Genomic DNA, 15,252 nt, shown 5'->3' with positions numbered 1-15,252 from the left:
TTCATGTCATTGCAGCCCTACCGCAGCTTGCATTCGCACCACCCACACAACGACGGAGGCGCGCCGCCGTTCGCGTTGCGGTCGACTCGCCTGCCCCGACACTGTAGACGACAGCGCCGGGGGCGAGCACCGGATCACTTGGCCCAGGTATCGCGCAGAGTCACGCTGCGGTTGAAGACCGGCATTGCAGCGCTGTGGTCGCGACGGTCGGCGACGAAGTAGCCGGTGCGCTCGAACTGGAATGCCTGCTCGGGCGCAGCCTGCGCGGCAGACGGTTCCACATACCCACGCACGCTGCGCTTGGAGTCGGGATTGAGATGGTCGCGATAAGTCTTGCCTTCGGATTCATCGTCGGGTTTTTCCACCGAGAACAGACGGTCGTACAGGCGGATTTCCGCTTCCACCGCATGCGCTGCGCTGACCCAGTGAATGGTGCCCTTGACCTTGCGGTTGGCGCCCTCCATGCCCGGGCGCGACTCCGGATCCAGCCAGCCGCGCAGCTCCACGATCTCGCCGGCGGCGTTCTTGATCACCTCATCCACGCGCGCGATACCTGCGCCACGCAAACGGATTTCGCCACCGGGCACCAGCCGCTTCCAGCCCTTGGGCGGCACCTCGGCGAAATCCTCGCGCTCGATCCACAACTCGCGCGCGAAGGGCACCTCGCGCGTGCCGAAGCCTTCGTCCTTGGGGTGGTTGGAAAACTGCAGCGTCTCGGTGTGGCCTTCGGGCAGGTTGGTCAGCACCAGTTTGAGTGGGTCGATCACGGCCATGCGGCGCGGCGCAGCGGCGTCCAGGTCTTCGCGCAGGCATCCTTCCAGTACCGAGAAGTCGATCACCGAGTTCTGCTTGCTGATGCCCACGCGGTCCACGAACAGACGCATTGCCGCAGGCGTATAGCCGCGCCGGCGCAGGCCCTGCAAGGTATACATGCGCGGATCATCCCAACCGTCCACCAGCTGTTCTTCCACCAGCGCGGTGAGTTTGCGCTTGCTCATCACGGTGTAGTTGATGTTCAGCCGCGAGAACTCGATCTGGCGCGGTTTTGCGGCTTCGCGCGGCAGTCCCTTGTCCAATAGCGGCTGCAACAATTCCGGATGCGCCGCCAGATCCACCTTGTCCACGCACCAGTCGTACAACGGGCGGTGGTCCTCGAATTCCAGCGTGCACAGCGAATGGGTGATGCCTTCGATCGCATCGCCCAGCGAATGCGCGAAGTCGTACATCGGGTAGATCGGCCACGCATTGCCGGTGTTCTGGTGCTCCACATGCTTGATGCGGTACAGCGCCGGATCGCGCAGGTTGATGTTGCCGCTGGCCATGTCGATCCTGGCGCGCAGGGTGCGTGCGCCATCGGGGAATTCGCCCGCGCGCATGCGCCGGAACAGGTCCAGGTTCTCCTCCACCCCGCGCTCGCGGAACGGCGAGTTAAGGCCGGGCTCGGTCAGCGTGCCGCGGTACTCGCGTACCTGTTCGGCGGACAGGTCGCAGACGAAGGCGTGACCGTCGCGGATCAGCTTTTCGGCCGCCAGGTAGTACACCTCGAAGTAGTCCGAGGCATGCCGCAGTTGCGCCCACTCGAAGCCCAGCCAGCGCACGTCGTCCTGGATGGCGGCGGCGAATTCGGGGTCTTCCTTGGCGGGGTTGGTGTCGTCCAGGCGCAGGTTGCACAGGCCGCCGAATTCGGCCGCCAGACCGAAGTCCAGGCAGATCGCCTTGGCGTGGCCGATATGCAGGTAGCCGTTCGGCTCGGGCGGGAAGCGCGTGCGGATGGCGGTGTGTTTGCCGCTGCTCAGATCCTCGCGGACGATCTGGCGGATGAAGTCTTTCTTCTCCGTCGGGGCGGTGGCGTCGGTGGCTGGGATCTCGGACATGCGCGCGTCAGCTTGGGTAAACCGCCAGTTTAGGCGGTGGCACCGGTTAGGGGTAGGCGCTGGCGCGCCGGCCGGTGTTCGGAATCGCCATCTGCCGCAGCGGGCCATCCGGAGACTGGCGTTGCCCCGCCGTGGGGGGGGCGGCGGGCATCGCCTGCGCGCATACAGGTGGCTGGCGGCTGCCGCCAGCCACGCGTACGCTGCGCCGACCGCCCAAGGAACGCGCCCCGCATGCCATTGCCCCGCCTGATCATCGGCGACAAGACCCTGTCTTCCTGGTCGCTGCGGCCGTGGCTGCTGTTGCGGCACTTCCAGGTGCCGTTCGAGGAAGTGCGCCTGCCGCTGGATACGCCCGAATTCCACGCACGCATCGCCGGCTACTCGCCCACCCGCCAGGTGCCGGTACTCTGGGACGACACGCTGCACGTCTGGGACTCGCTGGCGATCTGCGAGTACAGCAACGAGCGCTGGCTCGGCGGGCGTGGCTGGCCTGCCGACCTGGCCGTGCGCGCGCATGCACGGGCGGCGGCGGCCGAAATGCATTCGGGCTTCGTCGCCCTGCGCACCCAGCTGCCGATGAATCTCGCCCGTCAGGCTGGCCCCGCGCAATGGGATGCGGCGGCCGAGCGCGATATCGCCCGCATCCAGACGCTATGGGCCAGCCTGCGCTCCCAGCATGGCCACGCCGGTGAGTTCCTGTGCGGCGAATTCGGCATCGTGGATGCGATGTACGCGCCGGTCGCCCTGCGCTTTGCCAGCTATGGCGTACCGCTGTTCGAAGCGGCAGGCGATTACCTGGCCGCACTCGATGCGTTGCCGGCGTTGCGCCAGTGGCGCCTGGACGCCGAACGCGAACGTGACGGGCGCGGCTGACATGCAGATCGCCTATCGCGCCAGCCACCTCATCGACGCGCATCTGGCCAAGCACGCGCTGGAAGATGCGGGCATCACCGCCTTCGTGTTCGGCGAATCGCTGTTGGGCGGCGCTGGCGAACTGCCGGCCTTCGGCGTATTGCAGGTCTGCGTGGCCGATATGCACCTGCGCCAGGCACAGGCAGTGCTGGCGGAGATCGGTTTGTGTGGCGAGGTCACCCGCGCGCTGTAGCGCTGTAGCGCTGTAGCGCGGAAGCAGCCCAGCGCCCAGCGTAGATAGCGTACCCGGGCGCGAGGAAGCTTTCCCGGGAGGGCCTGTCGCGCCCGGCTGCGTTGCTACGGCGCCTGCAGGCCTGGGTCGGATTGCCGCCAGCCCGGCGGCGCCGCTTCCGGCGCCGCAAGCGCGCGCAGGCGTTTGAACAGCACGGTGGTTTCGGCCACGTTCCAGACCCGCAGTGCCACTTCGAAGGTGTCCAGCGGTTTGGTGAGGAAGTCCTTGGCGCCCAGGCCCAGGGCGCGGTGGCGCGCGCTGCGGCTGGGGTCGGCAGTCAGCACGATCACCGGCAGGAAGTGGTCTGGATCGGACCGCCGGGCCAGTTGTTCCAGCAGCGCGTAGCCGTCCAGCTCGGGCATCTTCAGATCCAGCAGGATCAGATCCGGCGCGAACGCCGACACCAGCCCCATCACCCGCAGCGGATCGGTGGTGGCGATCACCTGCTGGAAACCTTCGCGCTGCAGCAGGTCTTCGAGCAGCCGCACGTTGGCCGGCTCATCGTCGACGATGAGGATGCGGGAAGCGAGGATGTCGTCGCGCGTCATGCCAGGAGCCTGTCGATCACGGTGAAGAATTCCGCCACGTCCAGCGGTTTGGTCAGATAGGCGCGCACGCCCTGATTGCCCACCCGGGCCAGGGTGGCCGTGGTGGCATCGGCGCTGATCACCACCACCGGCACCTGTGCGGTGGCCGGCTGCGCCTGTAGCTCGCGCAGCAGTTCCTCGCCGCTGCCGTCGCTTAGATGCAGGTCCAGCAGGATCAGATCCGGTATGGCTTGTTGCAGCAGCGTGCGCGCCTGCGCCAGGCTGGTCGCCTCGAACAGCTGCCATTGCGGGCGCCGCTCGGTCAGGGTGCGGATCAACGCTTGGTTGGACGGGTTGTCCTCGATGCTGAGCAGCCGGCACACGCCGCTGGCGCTGGCGCTGGGCGGCATCAGGGCGCGCGCAGGCGTCGTGTGGTGCGGTTCGCCCTGCGGCAGCGAGATCCAGAAGCGCGCACCGTCGCGGCTACTGTCCACCCCGATCTGCCCGCCCATCGCTTCGATCAGCTTCTTGCTCAGTGCCAGCCCCAGGCCGGTGCCTTCCACCGCCGAACGCTCGGCGCCCAGCCGTTCGAATGGCGTAAACAGGCGCTCGATCTGGGGCGGTGTCAAACCCTGGCCCTGATCGGCCACGGTAATGCGCACCTGCCCGCCGTCCGCCTGCGCGCTGACCTGCACCTGGCCGCCGGGGCGATTGAATTTCACCGCATTGGACAGCAGGTTGAGCAGGATCTGACGCAGCCGCTGCGCATCGGCACGCACCGTCCAGGCGCCCTCGATGGCCGCCGGCTGCAGGCGGATGCCGTGCTTGTCGGCATCCGGAGCGATCAGGCCCAGGGCTTCGTGGACCGCCGCGTCCACCGGCACCGGCTCCGGGCTCAGGTCCAGCTGGTCGGCCTCGATGCGGGCGATGTCCAGCAGTTCGGTGATCAGCCCCAGCAGATGCCGGCCGGCACCGAGAATGTGCTGCAGATGGCGTCGCGGTCCCGGTTCGGGCAGATCCATTTCCAGTACCTGTGCGTAACCCAGGATGGCGTTGAGCGGGGTGCGCAGTTCGTGGCTGCTGCGGGAGAGGAACTCGGTTTTTGCGTGGTTGGCGGTTTCCGCCTCGCGTCGCGCCAGTTGTGCTTCGGCCGCGCGCGCGGCCAGCAGTTCGCTGGCCTGCGCCAGCCGTTGCCCGACCTGGCCCAGTTCATCGCCGGCACGCGGCTGTGGAGCCAGTGGCAACCCTTCACCCAGGCGGTCGGCGTTGGCGGCCAGGGTACGCAACCGCCCGGATAGCGCCGAGGCGAACCAGGCCACGGCGAACACCGCGCCCAGGCCGCCCAGCATCGCCGCACTCAACGTGATGATGAGATTGCGCTGCCGCAGGCCTTGCGCCTTGGCGCTGCGCACCTGCAGTTGCGCGGTTTCGTAGTTGCGCAGCTCGCGCAGTTCCGCACGCAGGATGTCGAGCTTGTACTTGCCATCCCACAGCTGCCGGATCTCTTCTTCGCGGCTCAGGTCCGGTGCCAGCAGGCGGCGCCACCCCTGCATCTTCTCCGCGAACAACGGTTTGATGCGCGCAAAGCGCTGCGCCTGCACCGGGTCGGTGATGCGTTGCGAGAGCCGGTCGGCCACGCCCTGCAGGCGCGGTTCGGCGTCGCGGTAAGGCGTCAGGAATTCATCCCGACGCACCAGCCGATAGCCACGGACGCCGGCCGCCGTCTCCGCCAGCAGTGCGTGCGCCTCGTACAGGTCGCTCAACACCTCCAGGGTCTGGCGAACGTCGTTCTCGGCGGCGATGTTCTGCCGCTCCACGCTGTAGATCGCCATCAACGCGACCGCCAGCAACAGCAACGGCAATGTGACCACCGCAAGGCTCTTGCGGGTGATCGGCCAATCGTTCCAACGCACCGCCAATGCATTCATAGCGCGAGTCCGGCTTGGACCGCGTACACCGCGGCCTGGGTGCGATCTTTTACCTCAAGTTTCTGCAGGATGCGCTCGACATGCACCTTCACCGTTCCCGGAGAAATTCCCAGTTCAGCAGCGAGGCCGGCGTTGGTGAGTCCGCGCGGAAGCAGCGACAACACCTGCTTTTCGCGTTTGCTCAAGGCGCCTAGGCGGTCGTCCTGCAGCGGTTTGCGCCGACGCGTGGCCACCGGCCTGGCCGGCTCGGCCACCATCGCGGGCAGCAGTAGCGCGAACGCCTGCAGCGCCTGCACATCGTCGTTGCCCGGTGCTGGGCGAGTGTCGCTCCAGGCAACGCACAGCATGCCGTGGCTGCTGCCCATCGCCTGGATGGGCACCCTGGCCTCGCGGATGTCGAGCGGGCGCGGCGGCAGCAACCAGCCCGCCTCGTGGCTGTCGCCGGCGGCGCTGGCGCCGGGCGGCAGGGCACGCCCCCGGCTGGCCACGATCAAGGTGCGTGGCCCGCGCTGGGCGAGCACCGCGCCATCCTCCAGGCCCAGCAACAGCAGCACGCGCGCCAGCACCGCATCGCTCGCCTGCTCCGGCGTGGTGGCATGGCGCAACGCCACGGTCGCCTCCCACAGCGCCTGCCAGCGCGCGCCATCGGACGCTTCGCGGCGCAGGGCCTGGCGCCAATCCCCTGCATTGGTGGGGGTTTCCATGGGTTCTCTCTAGGCCGATCAGCATATTTGAGTATATGCCAACCGGCAGAATTGTTGGGGTCGCTTGATTTCGATACTGAGCTCGCCCGCTGAGGCACCCCTAACTCAACTCGGAGATTTCCCCATGCGTCGCACCCTTGCTTCCCTGGTTCTGGCTCTGGCCGCCACCCCGGCGTTGGCTGGCGGCGTGATGCATTACACCGACAAGGCCAAGCTGCCGGCCGCAGGCGAGGAGCGCGAGGTGGCCGCACTGTTCGATACCTGGAATGCGGCGCTTGCCACCGGCAATCCGCACAAGGTGGCCGACCTGTATGCGCCCGACGGCGTGCTGTTGCCGACGGTCTCCAACGAAGTGCGTGCCTCCCGCGAGCAGATCGAAAAGTACTTCGAGATGTTCCTGACCAAGAAGCCCAAGGGCGTGGTCAATTACCGCACCGTGCGCGTGCTGGACGACGACAGCGCGGTGGATGCCGGCGTCTACACCTTCACCCTGACCGACAAGGACGGCAAGAAGACCGACGTGCAGGCGCGCTACACCTTCGTCTACGAAAAGCGCGATGGCAAGTGGCTGATCATCAATCACCACAGCTCGGCGATGCCGGAAGTGGATACGCGTGCGGCGGTCGCCAAGGCCAAGTAAGCCGGGTCGGTTGTGCGCGCCGGCCGGAGGCTTGAAAGCCGCCCCGGTCGGCGCCATCCAGCAGGCAATCCTCACGATTGCGGAGTTGCACCATGCTGGGAATCGGCGCTTTCAAACAACGCATGCCTCGCCCGGGCGAGGCGCTTCCAGGACGCGACCAGGCACTGCCGCTGCACAACACGCACCTGATCAACGGGCACCCGTTGCGCGGCGAGTTCACTGGTTTGGCTCAGGTGCAATTCGGGCTGGGCTGCTTCTGGGGTGCCGAGCGCAAGTTCTGGAACGTTCCGGGCGTGTACACCACGGCGGTGGGCTATGCCGGCGGCGAAACGCCCAATGCCACATATGGCGAAGTGTGTTCCGGGCAGACCGGCCACACCGAAGCGGTGCTGGTGGTGTACGACGCGCAATCGGTGTCGTTCGCGCAACTGTTGCGCACGTTCTGGGAGAGCCACGACCCCACCCAGGGCATGCGTCAGGGCAACGATGTCGGCACGCAATACCGCTCGGCCATTTACTGCACAACGCAAGAGCAATACGACGCCGCGCTTGCCAGCCGCGATGCATACCAGCAACAGCTGGACGCCGCGGGTTATGGCGCGATCACCACGGAGATCCGTTTTCCGGCGCCTGCTTTCTATTACGCCGAAGACGATCACCAGCAATACCTCGCCAAGCACCCCAACGGGTATTGCGGACTTGGCGGAACGGGAGTGAGCTGCCCGATCGGGCTGGATGCCTGACGGAAAGGCGAGGCCGGATCCAGGCGCTGTCCACGCTCGTGTGGTCGCGTCGCGATGGCCGTCAGCGACCGGCAGCGTCATCACGACAGGCAGCGCATGGGAGTGCATGCCAGGCAACTTCAATGGCTACGTCGGAGACGGCGTGGCCATCTTTTTGTGCGGCGTGCGCAAGATGCGGCGGCGCCCCCGCGCGTGGCTCATCGGCGAATCGGCCCGGCGGAGGATTGCGGTCAATCCCTGCTGCTCGTCGGTGCAATGGATCGGTGCGGCGATCCACCGCATCCACGCCGTGCGGCCCCTGCGCCGGGGCGCGCCTGAATCCGTTGGATCAGACAAACTCGCCGGCGAACATGCCGCGGAGTTGGGCAAGCATGTCGGTGCGCTCGGGATGCAGCAGGCGCATGCAGGCCACCGCGAAGCCGACCGGACTGGTGCCCGGTGCGGTGATGAGGCTGTCGGCGGTGACGACCTTCTCGTGACGGAACTGGTGGGCGCCGGCGTACGGCACCACGTGTTCCTGCAGAAACGCCAGCGAATTGCTGGTGTGGGCGCGTTCGTCCAGCAAGCCGGCGTAAGCCAGGGCGAGGGTGGCGCCACAGATCGCTGCGACCGGACGCTGCTGCTGTACGCGTTCGACCAGCAGCCCGCTCAGGCCCGGGATCTCGCCGGCCTGCCAGCGCTCGCTGCCGGGCAGGATCCACAGGTCCGCCTCCAGCGGCGCAAGATCCGAGAGTGCGAATTCCGGCGTGATACGCAGCCCGCCGATGGACTGCACCGGCTGACCGTCGATGCTGGCGATGGCCACCTGGTCGCCGAACCACTCGCGCGCCGCCGGGAGTACCACGCCGATTTCCCAGTCGGCCACGCCGTCGACCATCACCACTGCAATGTTTGCCATTGTCCGCCAGCCTGTTGAGGAATCCGGATTCTAGGCAGTGCGCGGTGCGGGATTGTAAGCGTCGTGTGGAGAAACGCTGTCGTGCGCGACTGCCGGGCGGCGCGGCCTGTCCGGCGGGATGGATGCAGCCAATGCCTGCCTGTTCGACTGAGTCGTCGATCGACCACAAGTCAGGTGATGTGCGCCATCGGTCAAGGAGCATCGCTCGGCATCGCTGCTGCCAGTGTTGTCCACTCCGCCCGCAGTGAGATGGCCGGGGCGGCGTGACGCAGGCGCGCACCGCGGTGAGGTGACGCTTGCCCGCGACGGAATGACATCCGCACGTCTGGCGCTGCCGGCCTGGCTGCCGGCAGCGCAGCTGCGGCTCACTGACAAAACGCCCGCAGCCATCGGCCGCGGGCGTCGGTATCGTGCATGGCCTGCGGCGATCAGCTGGCCAGCTTGTCGGCGATGGTCTTGCGCAGGGCCTGCAGATCCTTTGCGAAGGTGTCGATGCCGCCGGCCAGCTTCTCGGTGGCCATCGGGTCCGCCGCCAGATCCTTGGCGAAGCGGTCGGCGTCGATCGGGGTGATCTGCGCGTTGTCGGGCTGGACCGGCGAGAGCTTGCGCGGCAGTTCGCCATGCTCGGCGTCGAGCTTCTCCAGCAGATCCGGCGACATGGTCAGGCGGTCGCAGCCGGCCAGCGCTTCGATCTGCGCGGTGGAGCGGAACGACGCGCCCATCACCACGGTGGAAGAGCCGCGGCGCTTGAACGCCTCGTACACCTTGCGCACGAAGACCACACCCGGGTCCTCGTCGATGCTGGCCGGGGTCTGCCCTTGCGCGACGTAGTAGTCCAGGATGCGGCCGACGAACGGGGAAATCAGGAACACGCCGGCCTCGGCGCAGGCCAGCGCCTGGGAGTGGTTGAAGATCAGCGTCAGGTTGCAGTCGATGCCTTCGCGCTGGAGCTGGCGCGCGGCGTCGATGCCTTCCCAGGTGGCTGCGATCTTGATCAGGATCTTGTCCTTGGAGATGCCGCGCTCGGCGTACATCGCGATGAGCTTGCGCGCCTTGTCGATGGTGGCCTGGGTGTCGTGCGCCAGGTCGGCGTCGACTTCGGTGGAAACGCGGCCGGGCACCAGTCCGGCCAGCTTGATGCCGACGCCGACAGTCAGGCGGTCGGCGACTTCGTTGATGGTGGCATTGCGATCGTCGCCGCCGTGTTCACGACCCCAGGCAAGCTCGCGCTCGATCAGGTCGGCGTAGATCGGCAGATCCAGTGCCTTCTTGACCAGGGTGGGATTGGTGGTGCAGTCGACCGGCTTCAGACGTTTGATCGCGTCGAAATCGCCGGTATCGGCGACCACCACGGACAGGTCGCGCAGTTGGGCAAGCTTGGAGGGGGATGCAGTCATGCGGGTTCTCTCGAATCGTGGAGCGGATCGGGGGATGACACAGCGCGCTACGTTAGCGCGCCGCGCGCTGGAAGTCGCCCGCGGATGCGGGGCGATCGTGTACGGCGCTCACGCGCAGGCGCAGATCGCGCCCATCGGGCGTGCGCCAGTCGATGCTCTGGCCGACCGACAGGCCGAGCAATGCGCTGCCAACCGGCGCAAGCACCGAGATGCGACCCTGTTGGACATCGGCTTCATGCGGGTACACAAGCGTGAGCGTATGTCGCTCGCCATGCAGTTCGTCTTCGCAGTCGATGCGCGAATGCATGGTGACGACGTCGCCGGGCATGTCCTCGGGCGGCAATACATTGGCGCGGCCCAGTTCGTCGCTCAGCGCGGCTGCGGCAGGATGCTGGTGGAACGCGGGGGAATCCAGCAAGGCTTCCAGTCTGGCCAGATCGTGGCTGGAGACCAGGATGGAGGGCGGCAAACCGCTGCGGTGTTGCGATGTCATGGCGTTCTCCTCGGACAGGCTCGCCGACATGGCAAGCGTCCCTTCGAACGTGAGGGCGCCAAGGACCGATCGCAATGCATCACCTCGCATGCGCGGCGCGAAGACTCCCCAGCAGATCACGCATCGCGGCGACGACCTGTGCCAATGCGTGACCGGGTAACGGCGCCAACGCGGTGCAATCGTGGGCTGAAGTGCGCGATACCGGAGTCGCAGCTTATCCGGGCATGGCTGGGAACCAGCATTCCAGCCGATCCGATCAAAGCGACGCATCAGCACCGCTCTGATCGATACCGGCAGAATCCTGCGCCAAACAAGCGCAGCCATGATGCTGTACCGAATCCCGAATCCCGAATCCCGAATCCCGAATCCCGAATCCCGAATCCCGAATCCTCAGGCCGCAACCGCCTTGGGCCCGGTAGCAGGCTGATCCAGCGCGAACAGTGCTTCCGGCAGTTCCTTGAACAGCTGCGACAGCTGCTCGAGGAAGCACGTCATTGCCGAACTGCGGCGCCATACCATGGCGATGCGGCGGCTGGGTTGCTTGTCCTCGCGGAAGCGGATCAGCCGGATACTGTCCGAGCGCGCCACCGGCGGCTTGACTGCCAGCAGCGGCAGCAGGGTCACGCCGACATTGGCCGCGACCATCTGGCGCAGAGTTTCCAGGCTGGTGGCCTGGAATTCGGATTTTTCCAGAGCGCCGGCCAGATGGCAGACGTCCAGCGCCTGCTCGCGCAGGCAGTGGCCGTCTTCGAGCAGCAGCAGGCGTTGTTCGGACAGATCGTCCAACGTCATGCTGTCGTGGTTCGCCAGCGGATGGGCGTCGGGCACGGCCAGCACGAAAGGCTCCTCGAACAGGAATTCGGCATGCAGCTGGTCGTCCTGTAGCGGCAGCGCCAGCAGCGCTGCGTCCAGGCGGCCTTCGCGCAACTGGTGCATCAGCTGGTCGCTCTTTTCTTCGATCAGCAGCAGTTCCAGGCGCGGGAAACGCTCGCGGATGCGCGGCACCACGTGCGGCAACAGATATGGCGCAAGCGTGGGGAAGATGCCCAGCCGCACGGTGCCCGCTTCCGGGTCCTGGCTGCGACGGGCGGCTTCCTTCATCTGCTCCACCTCTGCAACGATGCCGCGCGCGCGCATGGCCGCCTCGCGACCGGCCGGCGTGAGCATCACCTTGCGCGGAGCACGCTCCACCAGCGGAACGCCGAGCTCGTCCTCGAGCTTCTTGATCTGGGTGGAAAGGGTGGGCTGGCTGACGAAACATGCCGTCGCGGCGCGGCCGAAATGCTTGTGGTCGGCCAGGGCGACCAGATACTTCAGGTCACGCAGATTCATGTGCAGCAGCCCTCGTAGCGGTGGCGGTTGGACTGACGTGTGGAAGCAGCTTACGCCGCCCGTGCGCGGGCGGCGGTTGAGGGGCTGCGCTTAAGCGGCCTCTGCCACGTTTTCGGCGCTGACCGGTGCGCTGGAGCGGATCAGATAGTCGAACGCGCTCAGGGCCGCCTTGGAGCCTTCACCCATCGCGATGACGATCTGCTTGTACGGCACGGTGGTGGCATCGCCGGCAGCGAACACACCCGGCACATTGGTCTGCCCACGGTCGTCGACGATGATCTCGCCACGCGCCGACAATTCCACCGTGCCGCGCAGAAACTCGGTATTGGGCAGCAGGCCGATCTGCACGAACACACCTTCCAGCTCGATATGCTGGGTGTCGCCGCCGGTGCGGTCGGTGTAGACCAGGCCGGTGACCTTCTGCCCGTCGCCCAGCACCTCGGTGGTCTGTGCGCTGGTGATGATGCGCACGTTGTGCAGGCTGCGCAGCTTGCGTTGCAGCACTTCGTCGGCACGCAGCTTGTCGTCGAATTCCACCAGGGTGACGTGCGCCACGATGCCGGCCAGATCGATCGCCGCTTCCACGCCGGAGTTGCCGCCGCCGATCACTGCCACGCGCTTGCCCTTGAACAGCGGGCCGTCGCAGTGCGGGCAGTAGGCCACGCCCTTGTTCTTGTACTGGTCTTCGCCCGGCACGTTCATCTGCCTCCAGCGCGCACCGGTGGACAGGATCACGGTCTTGCTCCTGAGCGAAGCGCCGTTGGCCAGCTTGATCTCGATCAGGCCATCGGCACCGGCCGGGATCAGCTGCTCGGCGCGCTGCAGGTTCATGATGTCCACCTCGTACTGGCGCACGTGCTGTTCGAGCGCGGCGGCCATCCTGGGGCCTTCGGTTTCCGGCACCGAGATGAAGTTCTCGATCGACATGGTGTCCAGCACCTGACCACCGAAACGCTCGGCAGCCACGCCGGTGCGGATGCCCTTGCGTGCGGCATACACCGCCGCAGCCGAGCCGGCCGGGCCACCGCCGACCACGAGCACGTCGAAGGCGTCCTTGGTGGCGATCCTGGCGGCATCGCGCTTTGCTGCATTGGTGTCGAGTTTGGCGACGATCTGCTCCAGCGTCATGCGCCCCTGGTCGAACAGCTCGCCGTTCAGATACACGGTGGGCACCGACATGATCTGTCGGGTCTGCACTTCGTCCTGGAACAGCGCGCCATCGATGGCGACATGCTGGATGCGCGGGTTGAGCACCGCCGCCAGGTTCAAGGCCTGCACTACGTCGGGGCAGTTCTGGCACGACAGCGAAAAATAGGTTTCGAACCGGTAGTCGCCTTCCAGGTGCTGCACCTGCTCGATCAGCTCGGCGGTCGCCTTTGACGGGTGCCCGCCCACCTGCAGCAGCGCCAGCACCAGCGAGGTGAATTCATGACCCATCGGCAGGCCGGCAAAGCGCAGCGAGATGTCCTGGCCCGGCGTGGTCAGCGCGAAGGAGGGCTTGCGCTGGTCGTCGTCGCGATGCGCTTCCAGGGTGATCTTGTCCGACAGCAGCACCAGGTCCTCCAACAGGTCGAGCATTTCGCGCGAGGCGGGGCTGTCGTCGATCGATGCATGGATCTGGATCGGGCGCGTCACCCGTTCCAGGTAGGCGGTCAGCTGGGTCTTGAGATTGGCATCCAACATGGAGAACTCCTGGGAATGGGCAAGGGGAGGGCGTGGCGTCGCTGCGCGGACGCAGTTCGCCTGGGGAAGGGAGAGGTGAACCGCAGCCGGCGCGAGGTCGGGCGCGAGCTGGCGATGGCGGGCGAGCGCACCGGCACCGGCTCCGGTTCACCCCCGGCCCGAAACATCGGGCCAGGGATGCGGTGGACGGCTTAGATCTTGCCGACCAGATCCAGCGACGGAGCCAGGGTCTTGGCGCCTTCCTTCCACTTGGCCGGGCAGACCTGGCCAGGATTGTTGGCCACGAATTGTGCGGCGGTCAGCTTGCGCAGCGTCTCGGTGACGTCGCGGGCGATCGCGTTGTCGTGGATTTCCAGGGTCTTGATGACGCCTTCCGGATTGATGATGAAGGTGCCGCGCAGCGCCAGGCCTTCTTCTTCGATATGCACGCCGAAGGCGCGGGTCAGCTTGTGGGTCGGGTCGCCGATCAGCGGGAACTGCGCCTTGCCCACGGCCGGGGAGGTTTCGTGCCAGACCTTGTGCGAGAAATGCGTGTCGGTGGTGACGATGTAGACCTCGGCGCCTGCCTTCTGGAACGCGGCGTAGTTGTCGGCAGCGTCTTCCACTTCGGTCGGGCAATTGAAGGTGAATGCGGCCGGCATGAAGATCAGCACCGACCACTTGCCCTTCAGGCTGGCTTCGGTGACTTCGATGAAATTACCGTTGTGGTACGCATTCGCCTTGAACGGCTGGACCTGGGTGTTGATGAGAGACATTCAATTTCCTCGTGCGGTGAAGGGGGGCGGGGGATGGAACAGGCGCCATGGTAGGCAGGATCGATAGATTCCTCAAATCGATTGATGGAATTAGATAGATAGTCCATGCCTATCGATTCCGCAGATGCCATCTGCCGATGCGGCGCGCCGTTCCCTTTCGGATAATGGGAGGCCGAGGTTTCGCACAAGTGAATGATCCGTATGAGCGATGTGTCCAGCGGTCTTCCGGCCGACCAACTGCTGCGCCAGGCGGCCGAGCGCATCGATCGCAGCGATGCCGAGCCGCTGCTGCTGCATGCGCTGGGCCGCGATCGGGCCTGGCTGTTCACGCATGGCCGCGATCCGGTGCCGGCGGCCGTCGGCACCGCATTCCAGGCCCTGGTGCAGCGGCGCGCGGCGGGCGAGCCGGTGGCCTACCTGACCGGTTCGCGTGGCTTCTGGACGCTGGATCTGGAGGTCTCGCCGGCAACGCTGATTCCGCGCGCCGATACCGAAGCCCTGGTCGAACTGGCGCTGGAGCGGCTGGATCGTGCGCCTGGTCGCCGGGTGGCCGATCTGGGCACCGGCAGCGGCGCGATCGCACTGGCCATTGCCAGCGAACGGCCGCAGGCGCAGGTGGTCGCCACCGATTCCAGTGCGGCCGCGCTCGCCATCGCCCAGCGCAATGCCGATCGCTACCATCTATCGAACGTGCAGTTCCGTCACGGCGACTGGTTCGTGCCACTGGCGGCCGAGCGCTTCGACCTGATCGCCAGCAACCCGCCCTACATCGCGGCCGGCGACCCGCACCTGGACCAGGGCGACCTGCGTCACGAGCCCGCCAGCGCGCTGGCCTCTGGCGACGACGGACTGGACGACATTCGGCTGATCGTGGACGGGGCGCCGGCGCATCTGCGCGCGGGCGGTTGGCTGTTGCTCGAACATGGTTGGGATCAGGGGGGGGCGGTGGCGGCGTTGCTGCGCATGCGCGGATTCGCCCGGGTCGCCACCCATCCGGATCTGGAATTGCGCGAGCGCGTCAGCCTGGGCTGCTGGGAGACCAGCGCCGCAGCCTGATGCCGGCGGCCCGCTGCGGCGTGCCGGTCGTGCGTGTTGCGGGCGCATGCGCGCGCCTTGGGGCGAAGCGCAGGCGAT

15 protein-coding genes are annotated in these 15,252 nt (G+C 66.6%); 5 read left to right on the top strand and 10 right to left on the bottom strand.

The window, feature by feature from the left end; translation table 11 throughout:
- Positions 1-134: 134 nt before the first annotated feature.
- Positions 135-1,874, bottom strand: a complete 1,740-nt coding sequence (locus LL962_RS14120; protein WP_228317362.1) for a glutamine--tRNA ligase/YqeY domain fusion protein — start codon at positions 1,872-1,874, stop codon at positions 135-137.
- Positions 1,875-2,105: 231 nt separating this feature from the next.
- On the opposite strand from LL962_RS14120, the gene LL962_RS14115 reads away from it, so the two are divergent.
- Positions 2,106-2,747, top strand: a complete 642-nt coding sequence (locus tag LL962_RS14115; protein ID WP_228317361.1) for a glutathione S-transferase family protein — start codon at positions 2,106-2,108, stop codon at positions 2,745-2,747.
- Between the two features lies 1 nt (position 2,748).
- Positions 2,749-2,979, top strand: a complete 231-nt coding sequence (locus tag LL962_RS14110; RefSeq protein ID WP_104584761.1) for a putative signal transducing protein — start codon at positions 2,749-2,751, stop codon at positions 2,977-2,979.
- A gap of 104 nt (positions 2,980-3,083) precedes the next feature.
- Here LL962_RS14110 and LL962_RS14105 read toward each other — a convergent pair whose 3' ends face one another.
- Genes LL962_RS14105 through LL962_RS14095 form a run of 3 tightly spaced genes read right to left on the bottom strand, consistent with a single transcriptional unit; the run spans position 3,084 to position 6,177 of the window.
- Positions 3,084-3,566 (bottom strand): response regulator, encoded by a 483-nt coding sequence (locus LL962_RS14105; RefSeq protein ID WP_104584759.1) that lies wholly within the window; start codon positions 3,564-3,566, stop codon positions 3,084-3,086.
- Positions 3,563-5,473 (bottom strand): ATP-binding protein, encoded by a 1,911-nt coding sequence (locus tag LL962_RS14100; protein WP_104584757.1) that lies wholly within the window; start codon positions 5,471-5,473, stop codon positions 3,563-3,565. The genes LL962_RS14105 and LL962_RS14100 overlap by 4 nt, the downstream gene beginning before the upstream one ends.
- The gene (locus tag LL962_RS14095) at positions 5,470-6,177 is read right to left on the bottom strand and encodes a helix-turn-helix transcriptional regulator (RefSeq protein ID WP_228317360.1); all 708 of its coding nucleotides are present in this window, start codon (positions 6,175-6,177) and stop codon (positions 5,470-5,472) included. Before LL962_RS14095 ends, LL962_RS14100 begins: the two co-directional genes overlap by 4 nt.
- A 124-nt stretch (positions 6,178-6,301) precedes the next feature.
- On the opposite strand from LL962_RS14095, the gene LL962_RS14090 reads away from it, so the two are divergent.
- Positions 6,302-6,817 (top strand): SgcJ/EcaC family oxidoreductase, encoded by a 516-nt coding sequence (locus tag LL962_RS14090; protein ID WP_228317359.1) that lies wholly within the window; start codon positions 6,302-6,304, stop codon positions 6,815-6,817.
- A gap of 92 nt (positions 6,818-6,909) precedes the next feature.
- Positions 6,910-7,560, top strand: a complete 651-nt coding sequence (gene msrA, locus LL962_RS14085; RefSeq protein WP_228317358.1) for a peptide-methionine (S)-S-oxide reductase MsrA — start codon at positions 6,910-6,912, stop codon at positions 7,558-7,560.
- 328 nt (positions 7,561-7,888) lie between these two features.
- Here msrA and LL962_RS14080 read toward each other — a convergent pair whose 3' ends face one another.
- From LL962_RS14080 to ahpC, 6 genes are all read right to left on the bottom strand, one after another.
- On the bottom strand, positions 7,889-8,458 hold the full coding sequence (locus tag LL962_RS14080) for a type 1 glutamine amidotransferase family protein (RefSeq protein ID WP_104584747.1): 570 nt from the start codon (positions 8,456-8,458) through the stop codon (positions 7,889-7,891).
- Positions 8,459-8,886: 428 nt separating this feature from the next.
- Positions 8,887-9,855 (bottom strand): transaldolase, encoded by a 969-nt coding sequence (tal, locus tag LL962_RS14075; RefSeq protein WP_228317357.1) that lies wholly within the window; start codon positions 9,853-9,855, stop codon positions 8,887-8,889.
- 52 nt (positions 9,856-9,907) lie between these two features.
- Positions 9,908-10,348 (bottom strand): nucleoside diphosphate kinase regulator, encoded by a 441-nt coding sequence (rnk, locus tag LL962_RS14070; RefSeq protein WP_329957136.1) that lies wholly within the window; start codon positions 10,346-10,348, stop codon positions 9,908-9,910.
- 390 nt (positions 10,349-10,738) lie between these two features.
- Positions 10,739-11,680 carry a LysR substrate-binding domain-containing protein gene (locus LL962_RS14065; RefSeq protein WP_104584743.1) on the bottom strand — a complete coding sequence of 314 codons (942 nt, stop codon included), beginning with the start codon at positions 11,678-11,680 and terminating at the stop codon, positions 10,739-10,741.
- A gap of 90 nt (positions 11,681-11,770) precedes the next feature.
- Complete coding sequence (gene ahpF, locus LL962_RS14060) at positions 11,771-13,363, bottom strand: alkyl hydroperoxide reductase subunit F (RefSeq protein WP_104584741.1); 1,593 nt, start codon at positions 13,361-13,363, stop codon at positions 11,771-11,773.
- Positions 13,364-13,554: 191 nt separating this feature from the next.
- Positions 13,555-14,118, bottom strand: a complete 564-nt coding sequence (ahpC, locus tag LL962_RS14055) for an alkyl hydroperoxide reductase subunit C (RefSeq protein ID WP_039523700.1) — start codon at positions 14,116-14,118, stop codon at positions 13,555-13,557.
- 201 nt (positions 14,119-14,319) lie between these two features.
- On the opposite strand from ahpC, the gene prmC reads away from it, so the two are divergent.
- Positions 14,320-15,174 (top strand): peptide chain release factor N(5)-glutamine methyltransferase, encoded by an 855-nt coding sequence (gene prmC, locus LL962_RS14050; RefSeq protein WP_228317356.1) that lies wholly within the window; start codon positions 14,320-14,322, stop codon positions 15,172-15,174.
- The last annotated feature ends 78 nt before the right edge of the window (positions 15,175-15,252 follow it).

Source organism: Xanthomonas sp. NCPPB 1067 (genome assembly GCF_020783795.1).
GTDB classification, from domain to species: domain Bacteria; phylum Pseudomonadota; class Gammaproteobacteria; order Xanthomonadales; family Xanthomonadaceae; genus Xanthomonas; species Xanthomonas melonis.
Note: the sequence above shows the minus strand (reverse complement) of the source record. Positions and strands in the feature narration are given on the sequence as shown.